Source organism: Pedobacter sp. Leaf216, assembly GCF_001421515.1.
Lineage (GTDB): Bacteria > Bacteroidota > Bacteroidia > Sphingobacteriales > Sphingobacteriaceae > Pedobacter.
In genome coordinates, this window is sequence record NZ_LMKM01000007.1 from 134,042 (window position 1) to 149,501 (window position 15,460).

The window sequence follows — 15,460 nt, forward strand, 5'->3', positions numbered from 1 at the left end:
GTAATTCCTTATCTATTATATCAGAAGAGGGTTAGCCATGAATTTTTAAATCATTAAAACTAAAAAAGCCTGCAAATCGATGATTTGCAGGCTCATTATGTTAAGGATACTGAGTTTTAAATGATAAATTTTCTTTTTTATTCAATAACAATATCGAAAATGTAATATGTATCGGTTAATAACCTTGGTTTTGCTTAATTGATTTCGTTACATCAAGCGTAGCCTGCGGAATCGGAAAAATTCTTCTGAATGGCTGTGTGGTAGGTTTTGCGCTAAATGGTTGCTCAAACTTACCAAAGCGGATCATTTGTGGCCGCCTTAATAATTCCCAGTAGGTTTCGAAAGCAATTTCCTTATAAAGTATAGCCTCATTAAGCGATGGTATGGCAACACCAGGTGCATTACCATAAAGTGCTTCCCTTGTTCTGGAAGTACGCAACCTGTTGATATCAGCCAATGCTTCGGTAGTTAGTCCTTTGCGGAAATAAGCTTCAGCACGCATTGTATAAATTGCACCCAAACGGATTAATGGAATATCTACATTGCTACTTCCGTTACCTTCTTCAGGATCGAATTCGTATTTAAAACAGCGTGCCCCCCTATTGATCTCGTTCTGTGCAAAAACAGCCTGCGTTGGTTTCGAAAAGTTAAGTGCAGGAGTAAAATCCATCTTTGTTGAGGTACTTTTCTCCATTACCAGCTCAGATACTTTGATCCTTCCATCCGAAGTCATTTCAAATGTATTTGTAGAGGTAAGTTTTGGTCCGTATTGCTGGCCAACCATAATCCCCCTGTTAAAGTGGAACCAGGGCACACCCGGGCTGCTGTTGGGAACAAGATCCGTTGCGGGCACACTACCCGGTCCGTTGTTCATAAACCAGGTACCATCTGCATATTGGTATTTTCTTTCAAACCTTGGGTCTTCATGGTTACCATCCCAGCTGGCATAAAATTCAGGACTGATACAGGCTGCATTGGTTCCCCGGTTTAACGGTGATGGTTTCTGGTTACGCTCTACACATACATAGGCAAAAGAATTGGAGCCATTATGGATGTAATCGATTTTCTGCGTTACTACAAAAATCAGTTCCGAACCACCGGAGTTTTTAATAGCAAAATTGTCGAAATAGTTGCTCAACAAACTAAACTTGCTCGAATTGATCAACAACGAAGTATAACTGATTACCTTATCCATATCGGTTTCGCTTGTGTTTACCGATTTTTCATTAAAGTTAAATGAGGCCGCATAACGATCTTTAAACACTGCCCGGTTAAGGTACATATTGGCAAGCAACCCATAAGCAGCTTCTTTTGTAAACCTTCCGTTATGTGTAGATTGCTGCCCCAAAGTGGCCAGATCAGGAATCAGTGCCTCAACCTGTAAAATCAAATTATCAATCTCGGTTGCTGCCTGTTTCATCTCAAGCGGAGCTTTTTCATCCATCGGATCACGGTAAGGTGCCTGCCCGAAAAGATCAAGCGTGGTATAAGTATAAAAGGCTAGCAAACCTTTGGCTTCTGCTAAAAACAGTGTTCTTTGCGGTATGCTGCTTTCGGTAACCTGTTTAATTGCTGTTAACGATCTGGTAATCCCGTTGGTAAGCATGTTCCAGTTATCAGTTACAATAGGATTGTCTGATGCCCATGTAAACTCGTGCATTGAACGCCATTTACCACCATCGCCCCAATCACTTCCACGTGTAGCCAATATGGCTTCATCAGTGGTATATTCCTGTAATGAAAATACAGCGCCATGATCTACAAAAGTACCATCGCCTAAACGGTCGTAAGCAGCCGCTAAAGCTCCCGCAGGGCTTTGCGCATTGTTGCCTAAAACTTCATCGAGTACCTTTTCATCCAATTTGGTACAGCTGGTAAAAATGAGCGCTGTAACCAGGAATATGATATTTTTTGTTTTTAATAATTGATATGTTTTCATTGTTATAATTTTAGGGTAGCACCAAAAATAAATGTTCTTGCAGTTGGGTAACTGGTATAATCAATACCCAGCGATTGGTTACCGCCGGTTGCTTTCGGGCTGTTGATTAAAGGATCGTAACCACTATAGTTGGTGATGGTAAATAAATTTTGGCCGGTAACATACACGCCAAGTCCTTGTAACCAGCTCAGTTTTTTAAGCTTAATGTTATAACCCAAACGCACAGAATTAAGCCTGATAAAATCAGATTTCTCCAGGTACAAAGAAGATAACTGAGGAGGATTAGCAGGATTGGCACCTGATTCGAAGTATTGTTTGGCCACATTCCGATCTGAAGCAAGGTTATTGATATTTAACGCATTTAAACCAGTATTGTTAACCAGGTAACCTCCTGTTTGCCCGATGAATGAGAACGAGAAATCGAAGTTCTGGTAAGTCATCTGGCTATTTAAGCCATAAGTAAACGTTGGAATCGCGCCCTGAAAAATTACACGGTCTTTGTTATCAATTATACCATCGCTGTTTACATCCTTAAAAATATTTGCCCCTTTACTGTCAAAGCCCATATGTTCCAACAGGTAAAACGAACCCGCTGCGTAACCACTTCTGTAAATATTTGCAGTTACTCCAGAAAGACCCGGACCAGAAATGGTACCTGAAAGAATTTCTGAAACCGGAAGATCTTTTATTTTATTGTTTAAGGTTGCGCCGTTAACATCTACGTTCCAGTTAAATTTTCCTGTATTGATTACTTTTGAACCCAACATAAATTCAAATCCTTTATTAATAATCTTTCCATCAATATTTACCCAAACAGTTGATGTTGGGCTTAATACCTGTGAAGGAATATTTAGAATTGCATCGGTTGTGGTTTTGTTAAAATAATCTAACGTACCGTAAAATTTACCTTTAAAAAGTTCAAAATCAAGCCCCACGTTGTATTGGGTAACCACCTCCCATTTCAAATCGGGATTAGGTGTTCTGGTTACAGAAATGCCGTTAACCAATGCCAGGTCGTTATATAAATAATATCCATCGCCTGCAGATAGTGCGTAACTGGCCTGGGTAAGCTTATTCTGTACTTCCTGATTACCCGTTTGGCCCCAGCTTGCCCTTAACTTAAGCTCGTTAAGAAAAGGAATCTTTTTAAAGAAATCTTCCTGTGCCATGTTCCAACCCAAGGCAAACGATGGGAAATAACCGTATTTATTATTTGCACCGAAACGCGTAGAACCATCTGCACGCACAGATGCTGTTACCAGGTATTTATTGTCGTAAGCATAATTTACCCTCGAAAAAAACGATTGAAGCTCATTAATCTGCGCAAAACCGAAAACACCAGTCTGCTTTCCGGCGTAGCCAGGGTTATTTTCAGGTAAAATACCATTGCCCTTTGCTGCTATTCCATCAAGGTTAAAGCTACTTCCTCCCCTTTCGAATTTCTGATAAGAGAAACCGCCGATAGCTTCAAGTTTGTGCTTTCCTGTTAGCAAACTGTAATTCAGGTAATGCTCCATCAACGTACTTTTCGAATCTAAGTTGGCCTGGATGTACTTACCTATAGGGTTTAAATCAGTTGTATTAGGAAAAATAGTGGTATTTCTTTCGCCCACAGAACGATCAAGCCCTAAGTTAAACTTATACTCAAGTCCTTTTAAAATTCTGAACGATAAATCCAGGTTACCCAATACCCTCAATGTGCGGGTACGGTCGCGGTAAATATCCAAAAGATAAGCCGGATTGTAGTTTGCGTTTGCTTTAAAGTTGGTAAAATTTCCATTTTCATCGAACACCGAACGGGTTGGGTTAGACATTAATGCCTGGATAATCAACTGACCATTAGAACCACCATCATCACTGGTTGGTACGCCATCGTCGCGGGTTTCGCTTCCGGTTAAGTTGATGCCAATTTTAAGGCGTTTATCATCTAAAAACGACTCAGAAGCATTAATCCTTGCCGAAGTACGTCTGAATTCGCTATTCTTTACAATACCTTCCTGGTCCATTTGTGCAGCAGAAACATAATAGTTACCAGTTGCTGTGGCTTTTGAAAATGATACTGCATTGTTTAGCGTTTTAGCCTGACGGTAAATTACATCCTGCCAGTCGGTATTGCCGCCATGATCAAAAGCTTTGTCTTTAACCGCATTGCGGTATTCGTCTGCACTCAAAATGTCGAGTTTATGGGCAACCGTAGAAAGACCAAGGTAAGAATCGTAGGTAAAAGTTCCCTCGCCTTTTATTCCCTTTTTAGTGGTTACAATTACCACACCGTTTGATCCACGTGCACCGTAAATGGCTGCTGCAGAAGCATCTTTTAATACAGAAATGGATTCGATATCACTGGTATTTAAAAAGTTTAACGGGTTTTTTGCTTTAGAAGAACCGAAACCAACGTTCGAGCCACCAGGGCTTACATCATCATTGGTTAAAGGAACTCCATCTACTACAAAAAGTGGCGTACTACCGCTACGGATAGAACCTACCCCGCGGATGGTTACATCAACACCTCCGCCAGGTTCGCCACTGCCTGCAACCACCCTTACACCGGCAATTTTACCCTGCAATAAATTATCTGCAGAAGTAACAACACCCTGTCTGAAGTTTTTTTCATCAAGCTGTGTAACCGCACCTGTAACGTCTTTTTTGGTCTGTTTACCATAACCAACAACCAAAACCTCATCCATGGTAGATGCATCGGGTTCTAGTTTAATATTCAGTACATCGGCATTTGCTGCTATCAGTTTTGTTTTGTAACCGATAAACGAAACCTCCAATGTTTTGCCTTTTACGGCATTGATTTTAAATTCACCTTTGGTACCGGTTGAAACAGCATTGGAAGTGCCCTGTTCTTTTACCGTAGCACCAATTAATGGCTGATCGGTTTCATCGGTAATCCGGCCAGAGATTGATCTCCCCGGTTGTTGTGCGAATACAGCTATCGACACCATCAAGAGTACAACTGAAAACATAACTTTCAGAAATAAAGGTGGCGACAAGCGAAAATTAAGCGTATAAATTCCTGTCATGAGCATAATTAATAAATAGTAAGTGTTTGGTTTTTGGGATATTTGTGAACTAACGAAATCGCACAAAGATGTCTTTTTGATGTAAGCAGTATTATCCAGTAAGATTATTAAATTGTTAAATTATACCGACTTCAAAGCGTGCAATAAGTGGCAATTTGGAAGGATGCGCCGAACCAACGCGAATAAGTAATGGAGAGATTTGTGAATTGTATTATAGTTTTGATCGCTGTAGATGCTTGCGCTCGTTTCAAACGAGCTTAAATAGCTTTAGGATTAAATTGGAATAAAATGATAAGCGATTAAACGTCATATATATATATTCCGTAGAAGATTACAGAATTCCATCGACGCTTAAATCAATAAAGATTAACTTAAATATTTAGTGATGGCCAGAAAGGTTTTCGCCGGCAGTTTTATCTAACCTTAAAAAAATTAAGCTCGTAACTGCGGTGATAGAGGCCAATGTTAAAAATGTATATTTAAAAGCGATAAAAACATTTTCGGTTTGCAACCATGATTTATCGCTGTATTTTGCCAGTAAAAAAGCACCTACCGAAATACCCAAACTCATTGATAATTGTTGCATTACAAGCAATAAACTGTTGCCGCTGCTAGCAGTTTCATTATCAAGTGCCGATAAAGATATTGTATTCATACTGGTAAGCTGGATGCTGTTTACCGCGCCATAAATTACCAAAAGGGGGATTAGGTTTGCAAGTTTTGTATGTGCATCAACCAATGAAAACAAGCCAATTACGATAGCTATTATCATGGTATTGATGATCAGCGTGTTTTTATAACCCAGTTTTTTAACAATAGGCACAACCCACGATTTTATAATTACCGATGTTAATGCCACCGGAATTAACATAATGCCCGAGGTCATTGCAGATTGCTTTAAGCCAAGCTGAAACAAAAGTGGCAGCAGCAGCGGCATACCACCGATTCCTAAACGTGTTAAAAGATTGCCGAATACACCAATTCTTAGCGTTTTTATCCGGATAAGACTCAGGTTAATCAATGCCCTTTCTTTAAGCCGCCTAAAATGAAAATAATACAGGTTCATAAGCACAAAGCTTGTTGCAAAAACCGATAATAAGATCGATTCATGAATAATATCGTGTGTACCTAATTCTATACCCAGCGTAAGCAGCAGCAACGAACCGCCAAATAACAGCATGCCCAAAAAGTCAAATCCATCTTCAGGGCGTTTATATTGCGGCATATTTTTGGCAGCATAGTAAATTCCGAATATGCCTATCGGGATGTTAATAATAAAGATCCAATGCCAGGAAGCAATTTCTACCAGCCACCCGCCGAGCGTAGGACCAATAATTGGCCCAACCAAGCCAGGTATTGTAATAAAATTAATTACCCCAAGCAGTTTCTCTTTTTCATAAGTATACAAAATAGCCAGTCGCGAAACAGGAACCATCATGGAGCCGCCAATTGCCTGGATTACCCTGGATACGATTAAAGCTGTTAATGATTGCGACAGGGCACAGCACAACGAACCCACCGTAAAAATTGCAATCGCGATTACAAATACATTTTTCGACCCAAAACGATCTGATAACCAGCCGCTAAGCGGAATAAGCAAGGCCAACACCAGCACATAACTAATAATGATACTTTGAAGAGTGAGTGGTGGTTTATGTAAATCGGCCGCGATAGAAGGCAGTGCGGTGTTAAGAATGGTACCATCAAGAGATTGCATAAACATTGCCAAAGCGGCTATCCATGGGAGTTTCTTCTGTATCGACGTTTGTTCCATATTGTGTTAACATAAAGCGGCCACCTGTAGTTTGCAAAAAAATGCTAACCAATTGTTTCGCTGTTTCTACATTAAATCATTCCCAATTCATCAATTCGTTTTAAATAATCTGCCATTTAAAGATAATCATCCCGATCATTTTATTGCTGCGCATTGGATAATCTGCTCTTATTATGCTTAATTGCCTTGCAACAAATTTAGATCATCTTCGGCAGGCTAAACCAAAACCGTGTATACTCCTCAGGTACACTATCAACACCAATTTCTCCCCCATGTTTACGGATAATATTGGCTGAAATAAACAAACCCAGCCCTAAACCCGAATATTGATTTTGCTGCTCATCTGCCTGATAATAACGATCGAACAACAAAGGAATTTTCTCAGCAACAATTCCCGGTCCCTGGTCTACAACCGAAACTTCCACTGCAGTATCCGTGTCAATAAGCTCAACTCTAATCTCTGTAGTTGCAGGAGCATATTTAATTGCATTACTGATTAAATTGGTAATTACGCGGCCAATCCGTTCTGAATCTGCATGAATTTTAATATTTTCTTTGCCTATAACACTTACCGCAGGGAAATCCTCTAAGGTAAAAAGTTCAGCTATTTCTCTGGCCAGCTCAAACAGGTTAAAGCTCGTTTTACGGAGTTTTACCTGGTCTCTGTAGTTTTTACCTGCATTAAGCAAGTCGTCAATAATCAACGATATCCGGTTTATACCTCTACTGGCCTGAGCAACCAATTGCTTGGTACGGCTCGATTGATGATCGGTATCACGCTGCAACATTTGCAATGAACCCTTTAAACTGGTAACAGGGGTTTTAAGCTCATGGCTGGCAATACTAATAAAGTCATCCTTATGCCGTTCCGCAATTTTGTCTTTCGTAATGTCATTAATAACTCCGATCACCTTCACAGCCCTACCTTGCTCATCATTTTCGGTTTTACCCTTAATATTTAACCATTGGAGCACGCCATCAACCCTTTTTACCCTGAGTTGCACATCTATACCGCCATTAACCTGAATATTCGCCAGGGCTTCTTCAAATACAGGTAAATCTTCGGGCATAATGTGCGGGTAATAGTTTTCAAGCTTCCATTTCGGCTTCCTGTTTTGGTAACCGAAAATTTTATCATGGTCAGGAGAACGGAAAACCTCTTTTGTATCCACATTCAGTTCCCAAATGGCGGTATCAGTATATTTAAGTGCAACATTTAGGCGTTTTTGACTCTCTTCCAGGTGCTTTAACCCCGAAATATCATCAAGTACAGTAAAACCAAAAGTTTCTCCCTGATCAGTATAAAGTATAGTGGTTACATCAACCCAAACACGGCTCCTGTCTTTTCGGTAAAGGCAGGCCTGGAGTTTAAAAAACGGCACCTGGTTAGACCAGATTTCTTCCTGGAGGCGATGCCAGTGAGGGATATATTCTTCACAAGCGTGATCAAGAATTTTTGTTCCTTCGATTTCTTCTGGTGGATAATCTAAAAGTTCGCAAAGGGCTTTATTTACCTTTAAAATGGTAAGATCAGACCTGATGATTTTTGAAGCAACACTGGTAAGCTTAAATATCGTGTTGAATTTATCATCACATTCTTTGAACCTTTTCTCAAAATTATTTTGCTCTTTTTTTTCCTGCATAACAACTTTCAGCTAATAATCTGATAACAATTTATTACCAATTATGTTTAGCACACAGGTACAAGAAGCTACGAATAAGATAATTACAATAAAAAAAATAAACCTTCAAACTATCCGCATGAAGGTTTACTTTCGAAATTCTGCTATTGATTTCTTATTGAAAATCTATTTCATCAAACTGATATTGGTAAGCCCCCCATCTGAAAGAATTTCGGTGCCAACTATAAAAGATGAATCATAGGAAGCTAAAAATACAGCAGCATTGCCGATATCTGCAGGCAAGCCCTGTTTACCAACAGGTGTGATGTAGATCCACATTTGTTTTACCTGTTGGTTTATTTGGTACCGGAAAGTAGAAGCAAATACTAACCGATACCGCCTGAAACCAGGGACTATTTTTTGGCATTTCTCACTGCACAATATCACCAACGGGCCTGTGCATGAGCTACTGATTATAATTTAAGATTGTGGTGAAGCAATACTTCTTTAATTTCTTTTATTGATTTTGTTCCTAAATTACGGTTGATTTTAAGTTTAGGAAGCCCGTAATTCATAATATCTTTAACCAGTTTAATGTCTAATTTCGAGAAAACTTTTTTTACCCTTGAAGAGAAATATAGATTATCAACAGGTGTTTCGAGCACTTGAATTGATAATTTTTCGTTAGCAATTTTTTCTGCTTGTGTTTCCACCTGGTAATGGAATTTTTTAACAGTTTGCAGGGCAGAAATATATTCCTCATAAGTAATTTCTTCGCCAACGTTGCCAATATCATCTAATTTACTCATACGATTAAAGTGTATTTAAAGTAGCTATCTACTTCTATTTATTTTGTCTACGTTTCCATTAAGGGATTTTAGGTAAGGTATTTTGGTTTATTAAATGGTTGCTTTAATTCGTTATTTGCAGCTTACAGGGAATATGCTGCGCATTAACATGAAGTTGCTATTTCTTAATTTTCGAGGTATCAATTTCCCAGTTATCTGTACGGAACGGAGCAACAGGTAAGCCCGATTTAGCAAACAAATTCCCTATCCCTGCATTGCTAAATTGATAACGCACCGCAACATGCTTTTTAACAAAGTCGCTGTATACCTGAATGGTATTGCCTTTAATCTTAATTTTCGCAGGATAAAATTTTTGATCGATACCAGCTATAAAAAGCTCTTTTGGCGTTTCTCCTTTTAACACCAAGCCACTTTCGGCATAATTAAAATCGATTAATACGTTACTTTTATTCACACCAAAAGATTTAAAAAGTGGGCTTTTAGTGCCAGGCTTATTTAATTGATAGGTTTCTGCCAAGGCAAGATTGGCAAGGCGGGCACCAACATCTTTTTTATTTGTAGGGTGAATGCTTAGCGTATCGCTAACAAGATCGGAAATTACAACCATTCCGGTTTTTGGTAAAGCCAGGTTTTTAGTCTGAGCTTCTCTTACCAGTGCACCAACATTATATTTATCGTATTTAAAAGGTGCTATTTGAACATAATAAAAAGGGAAATCATTTTTCCACGCTTTGCGCCACGCCCCTACCATTGTATTGATAAGCTCGCTGTACGTGCCTGATGTTTCCCGGTTACTTTCTCCCTGGTACCATATAGTGCCTGCGATATTGAAATTTACAATTGGCGCAATCATTGCATTATAAGTAAAACCCGGGTTTACGGGCCACCATTGCGATTGTACATTTTTTGCGGCTGCCTCCTTTAACGCAGTGTTATTTTCTACAAGGGTATCCGGTGTCCAAACTTCAGCAGGTGTACCACCCCAATTGCTGCTGATTAAACCAATGGGTACATTGAAATCCTGATTAAGCTGCTTGCCAAAATAAAAACCTACTGCACTAAATTTCTTAATGGTGTTGCTGTCGCAAACCGTCCAGGTACCCTCACAATTATCCTGCATAGTATTGGAAGTGGTTTTAGGAATATTAAATAACTTGATATTTAATTTAGCAAGTTGATCAAACTCGTCTTTAATACTCTTAATACCTGAGTTGTAGTTCCACTCCATGTTGGATTGTCCGCTGCAAACCCATACTTCGCCAATAAAAATATTTTCGAGTGTTATTTTGTTCTGCCCCTGGAAAGTGATGCTATACGGGCCGCCCGCCTGTGGCGTTTGCAGTTCTGTTTGCCAGTTTGCATTACCACCGGCCATAACTTCTACCGTGGCACTGTTCCACGAAGTGGTAATTTTAACTTTTTCATTTGGCGAAGCCCAACCCCACAATTTGGTGGTAGTTTTTTGTTGCAATACCATATTACTGCTCAAAATGTTTGGCAGGCGAACATCTGCAAACAGAGAGAAACTGACTAAAAATAGAATAAAAAATAACGTTTGCTTTTTCATTTACGAATGCTTTGTGTGTTGTTTGGTTAGGTTATTTATTTCAAAAACGGAATTTGTTTAGCTAAACTAAACAAAGTTTATAAATATTGCAAGTACTTACCTTAGAAATTAATGCTTAAAAAACTTTTTTATAATGGAGAATGGTTAATGCCTTTGCAATATAATGTTCAATTATGCTGGGTTTTACATACAAAACAGTAAGATGATGCCATAACTAAACTTCCAAAAACGCATCAACATTCTCACCATTTATCAGAAGGAAAAGATCAGTGAAAATAGGAGTTAAAAATGCCCTTACACCTGTTTGAGATTAAAATAATGAGTTATAAAAGTATAAAATATTGCAAAAGAAGGCGAATTTATGTTTAGTATTTATAAACATAAATTTACATAGGTATAAAATTATATTGGTACCGCAAATTTTAATGAGTACCGAGATTTGCGAAAGTTATGCTTAACACAATTCGAAGTCAAAATCTATTTAAATTTTTTAAAAAAATCTTCCGGTACGGGATAAAACTCGTAAAAACTATCGAGAATGTGATTTCCAACCCTAAAAATTACACATTTACGGCTAATAATTTCTTGTAATGCCAAGTTCGAGGCCACGCAGCTCTGCCAAACCGCGCAATCGGCCTATGGCTGAATAGCCAGGGTTACTTTGTTTGGCCAGGTCATCCAACATCTGGTGCCCATGGTCGGGCCTGAAAGGAATGCTGGTATCACGCAATGCATTTTCTTCAGTAAGGGCTTTCATAATTGCATACATATTCACATCGCCACCTAAATGATCGGCTTCATAAAAACTGCCGTCCTCATCTTTGGTTACATTACGCAGGTGCGCAAAGTAAACACGTTCCTTTACTGCCTTAAAAATTTCCAAAGCATTATTATCCACGCCTGCACCTAACGAACCTGTACAAAAACACACCCCATTAAATGGCTTATTTACCTGTTGCATGATATAATTAAAATCATCAAGTGTACTGGCAATTCTTGGTAAACCTAAAATCGGGTAAGGCGGATCATCAGGATGAATGGTCATTTTAATACCTTCATTGGTACATACTTCTGCTATTGAGGATAAAAAATAAACCAGGTTTTCTCTCAAACCTTTAAATCCGATTGCTTTATATTCGCTGATGCTGTTGCGGAGCGTTTCGAGTTCAATTTCCTTTTCATTAGGAATCCCCATCAGCACATTTATCCTTAAATCGGTTAATTGCTGTTGGTTTAAGGTGGCGTATTTGGTTTCTGCACGTGCTAAAACTGAGCGCGGGTAATCTGCATCGGCACCTGCTCTTTTAAGGATATAGAGATCAAAAACCGCCAGGTCAATCCAATTAAAATACAATGCCTTAGAACCATCTTTCATTTCAAAATCAAGCTGGGTGCGGGTCCAATCCAACACGGGCATAAAATTATAACATACTGTTTTAATACCACAGGCAGCAAGGTTTTTAAGCGATGTTTTATAGTTTTCAATAAATATATCCCTATCGGCCCTCCCGGTTTTAACAGCCTCATGCACGGGTACACTTTCTACTACCGACCAGCTTAGGCCTGAAGCTTCAATAATCGATTTCCGTTCCTCAATATCCGCCAGGGGCCAAATTTCTCCATGTGGAATGTGGTGCAATGCCGTAACAATACCCGTGGCACCCGCCTGTTTAACATCCTGCAAGGTAACCGGATCGTTTGGCCCGTACCAGCGCCAGGTTTGCACTAAGTTTTTATATTGTATGTTCATCAGTTGTTTAAGAAAATAAATTAAGCCTGTTCCACATGTGCCATTTGCCGATTTAAAGCCATCTTATCTTCATTTAATTTAATGTAAGAAGATACGATACTCAGCATTGTTTCATGGGATCGGTTTGTACTTTGCCAATCGGTACTTACTGATACCATGTAGGCAATACCATCAGCCAGTGAGGTATAAGCAATGCTAAAGGTTGTTGTAAAAAGCCATTCGGGAAGGTTTTCATCATCCAGTAAGATTTTACAATTTGCGATACTAACTCCCGGCCTTTTGTGATCGGTATTTAAGGTATAAGCTATCGGTAAATCTATAATGCCAAAATCGGGCAGGTGTACCAGTACATTTATCGTTTCTGACATCTGTTTATCTCCTCTCATAACCGCTATCCTATTTTAATTGATCATTGAATTGTTGCAGACTTGAGCGCAATACCTGCTGATGCGATTTTTGGCAATGATGAATCGCGTATTTCTAACTGCGTGGTTAAAACTGCCTTAATTCTATTTTTATTGAAATTATCAGTTAAGCGGTACATCAAAATTTCCATAATCTTATCTGCAATTTGCTCAAGGGGCTGGGCGATTGCCGTTATAGCCGGCACAAAATATTTTAACAATTCCAGGTCATCGAACGATACCATGGCAATATCTTCACCAATTTTAAGCTTAAGTTGCCCTATGGCATCCAAACCATCCATTGTAAGGTAATTGCATGAAAAAACAATGGCATCTATCTCGTTGTGTTGTTTAAGAAAATCGATGATTTCGGCAACACTTTCTGTTTTACCCTGGTAATTAATCTTTTTAATAATGGGTGTTAATCCAGCTTCATGTATGGCTTTTTCGTAACCTTTGGTACGGTCTAACATCTGCGACTGATCAGTTTCTATCGTTACAAAAGCAATTTTACCAAAGCCGTTATCAATCAGATGTCTGGTTGCGTTGGCTGCACTGTTTTCATTATCAATCAATACATAATCACTTTCAAAACCAGGGATGTAGCGATCGAAAAGTATCACCGGTATATCACTGGCAATTACTGCACGCACCTCTTTTTCGAGTCCGTGAGGTAAAGCAATGATAAAAGCATCAACATGGCGTTCATTAAACACCTGCAAAACTTCTCCGCCTCTTTTTTTACTGTTTTTGGTGCTGCTGAACAGGATATTATAGCCAAATGCAGATGCTTTTTCGTCGATATATTTTGCAATTCCGGAGAAAAAAGGTTGAGAAATCTCGTCTACAATAAAGCCGATCGTCATTGTTTTACCCGTACGGAAACTTTTGGCCAAAGCATTAGGATGATAATTAAGCTCAGTTACCAATTGCTCAACCCTATCAATCAGTAGCTGACTGATATTTTTTTCCCTGGCCTTACCATTAATAACAAATGAAACTGTTGTAGTCGAAGTTCCCAATTGCCTGGCAATGTCGGTTATAGACAACCTTTTTTCTCTCACTTTACTATATTTTAGTTAATACATTTCTGGCCAGATGCAATACCATATCCTAATAGATTACGACAAAATTTGGCTAGTTCACATTACCGATCAAAAGCTATAAGCTGTTATCAATCAGTAAATGATAAAGCGAAGTTGTTAAAAAAAGTAAGCCTTTAACTTAATTTTAGGGTATTTATTTGCGTAAACGTTTAAGTAAAAACAGTGATTTTTTACATAGCTGGCCCGACTGATAAGCTTTAATCAATGACACAGTTTATTGAACAGACCCGAAGGCTCAACTGCGACTTCAGAACTACCTACTGCGACTTCAGAACTATCTACTGCGACTTCAGAACTATCTACTGCGACTTCAGAACTATCAACTGCGACTTCAGAACTATCTACTGCGACTTCAGAGACTTCAGAACTATCTACTGCGACTTCAGAACTACCTACTGCGACTTCAGAACTATCTACTGCGACTTCAGAACTATCTACTGCGACTTCAGAACTRTCTACTGCGACTTCAGAACTATCTACTGCGACTTCAGAACTATCTACTGCGAGTATAGAACTATCTACTGCGACTTCAGAACTACCTACTGCGACTTCAGAACTATCTACTGCGACTTCAGAACTAYCWACTGCGACTTCAGAACTATCTACTGCGAGTATAGAACTATCTACTGCGACTTCAGAACTACCTACTGCGACTTCAGAACTATCTACTGTGAGTATAGAACTATCTACTGCGACTTCAGAACTACCTACTGCGACTTCAGAACTATCAACTGCGACTTCAGAACTATCTTCAGAACTACCTACTGCGACTTCAGAACTATCTACTGCGACTTCAGAACTACCTACTGCGACTTCAGAACTATCTACTGCGACTTCAGAACTATCAACTGCGAGTATAGAACTATCTACTGCGACTTCAGAACTGTCTACTGCGACTTCAGAACTATCAACTGCAACTTCAGAACTATCAACTGCAACTTCAGAACTATCTACTGCGAGTATAGAACTATTAACTGCGACTTCAGAACTATCTACTGCGACTTCAGAACTATCAACTGCGACTTCAGAACTATCAACTGCGACCGTTGTAGAAACTTGGTGATAGCTAATCCAAAGATCTCTCCACTACGGTCGAGATGACGAATTTATGCGTTTCCTCATAGTTTTAGAATAATCAATTTACACATGCCTGAATCTGCGCTTCGCCATTTGAACCTCGCTATCTCCTACCTGCTATCCGGCATAGGAAATGATGGAAGGAGAAAACGTTAAAGCTTTATCATTACCTTTTTCTTTCCTCACTGCATTGAGGCAGCACACACTTTCCGCCCCCTTCGGCGGAACTTGTGCTGACGACCAAAAAGCTTTAACGAATTTATCCGACATCAGTTCCAAGCCTTGGACTTTTGTTACTTTTGGGCCAAGCCAAAAGTAAGAGCCTCCTCGGTGGCTAACCGAGGCAAGCATGAGCGGAGCGAAAACATAGCAACCACATTACG

The 15,460-nt window shown here is 39.3% G+C and carries 12 protein-coding genes; 2 read left to right on the forward strand and 10 right to left on the reverse strand.

Annotation, left to right across the window (positions count from 1 at the left end; all coding sequences use genetic code 11):
* Positions 1–175 precede the first annotated feature (175 nt).
* The 10 genes from ASE74_RS05725 to ASE74_RS05765 all read right to left on the reverse strand — a co-directional run bounded on the left by ASE74_RS05725 (position 176) and on the right by ASE74_RS05765 (position 13,958).
* Positions 176–1,939 (reverse strand): RagB/SusD family nutrient uptake outer membrane protein, encoded by a 1,764-nt coding sequence (locus tag ASE74_RS05725; protein ID WP_055905496.1) that lies wholly within the window; start codon positions 1,937–1,939, stop codon positions 176–178.
* Positions 1,940–1,941: 2 nt separating this feature from the next.
* On the reverse strand, positions 1,942–4,968 hold the full coding sequence (locus tag ASE74_RS05730; protein ID WP_157255354.1) for a TonB-dependent receptor: 3,027 nt from the start codon (positions 4,966–4,968) through the stop codon (positions 1,942–1,944).
* A 379-nt stretch (positions 4,969–5,347) separates the two neighbouring features.
* Positions 5,348–6,742: a DHA2 family efflux MFS transporter permease subunit gene (locus tag ASE74_RS05735; protein WP_055905499.1), complete on the reverse strand. Its 1,395-nt coding sequence runs from the start codon at positions 6,740–6,742 to the stop codon at positions 5,348–5,350.
* Positions 6,743–6,939: 197 nt separating this feature from the next.
* Complete coding sequence (locus ASE74_RS05740) at positions 6,940–8,385, reverse strand: PAS domain-containing sensor histidine kinase (protein WP_055905502.1); 1,446 nt, start codon at positions 8,383–8,385, stop codon at positions 6,940–6,942.
* Positions 8,386–8,550: 165 nt separating this feature from the next.
* Positions 8,551–8,811 (reverse strand): SDR family oxidoreductase, encoded by a 261-nt coding sequence (locus tag ASE74_RS25325; RefSeq protein ID WP_255352027.1) that lies wholly within the window; start codon positions 8,809–8,811, stop codon positions 8,551–8,553.
* 26 nt (positions 8,812–8,837) lie between these two features.
* Positions 8,838–9,173 carry a DNA-directed RNA polymerase subunit alpha C-terminal domain-containing protein gene (locus tag ASE74_RS05745; RefSeq protein ID WP_055905505.1) on the reverse strand — a complete coding sequence of 112 codons (336 nt, stop codon included), beginning with the start codon at positions 9,171–9,173 and terminating at the stop codon, positions 8,838–8,840.
* 157 nt (positions 9,174–9,330) lie between these two features.
* Entirely contained in the window at positions 9,331–10,740 is a 1,410-nt protein-coding gene (locus ASE74_RS05750) for a sialate O-acetylesterase (protein ID WP_055905508.1), read from the reverse strand.
* Positions 10,741–11,314: 574 nt separating this feature from the next.
* A complete protein-coding gene (gene uxuA, locus ASE74_RS05755) occupies positions 11,315–12,490 on the reverse strand; it encodes a mannonate dehydratase (protein WP_055905511.1) in 1,176 nt (391 codons plus the stop codon).
* 20 nt (positions 12,491–12,510) lie between these two features.
* A complete protein-coding gene (locus tag ASE74_RS05760) occupies positions 12,511–12,876 on the reverse strand; it encodes a hypothetical protein (RefSeq protein WP_055905514.1) in 366 nt (121 codons plus the stop codon).
* 23 nt (positions 12,877–12,899) lie between these two features.
* Entirely contained in the window at positions 12,900–13,958 is a 1,059-nt protein-coding gene (locus ASE74_RS05765) for a LacI family DNA-binding transcriptional regulator (protein ID WP_055905517.1), read from the reverse strand.
* Positions 13,959–14,204: 246 nt separating this feature from the next.
* Between ASE74_RS05765 and ASE74_RS25070 the strand changes: the two genes are divergently transcribed.
* A complete protein-coding gene (locus tag ASE74_RS25070) occupies positions 14,205–15,101 on the forward strand; it encodes a hypothetical protein (RefSeq protein ID WP_235526014.1) in 897 nt (298 codons plus the stop codon).
* Between the two features lie 109 nt (positions 15,102–15,210).
* Entirely contained in the window at positions 15,211–15,396 is a 186-nt protein-coding gene (locus ASE74_RS24695) for a hypothetical protein (protein WP_157255355.1), read from the forward strand.
* Positions 15,397–15,460: the final 64 nt, after the last annotated feature.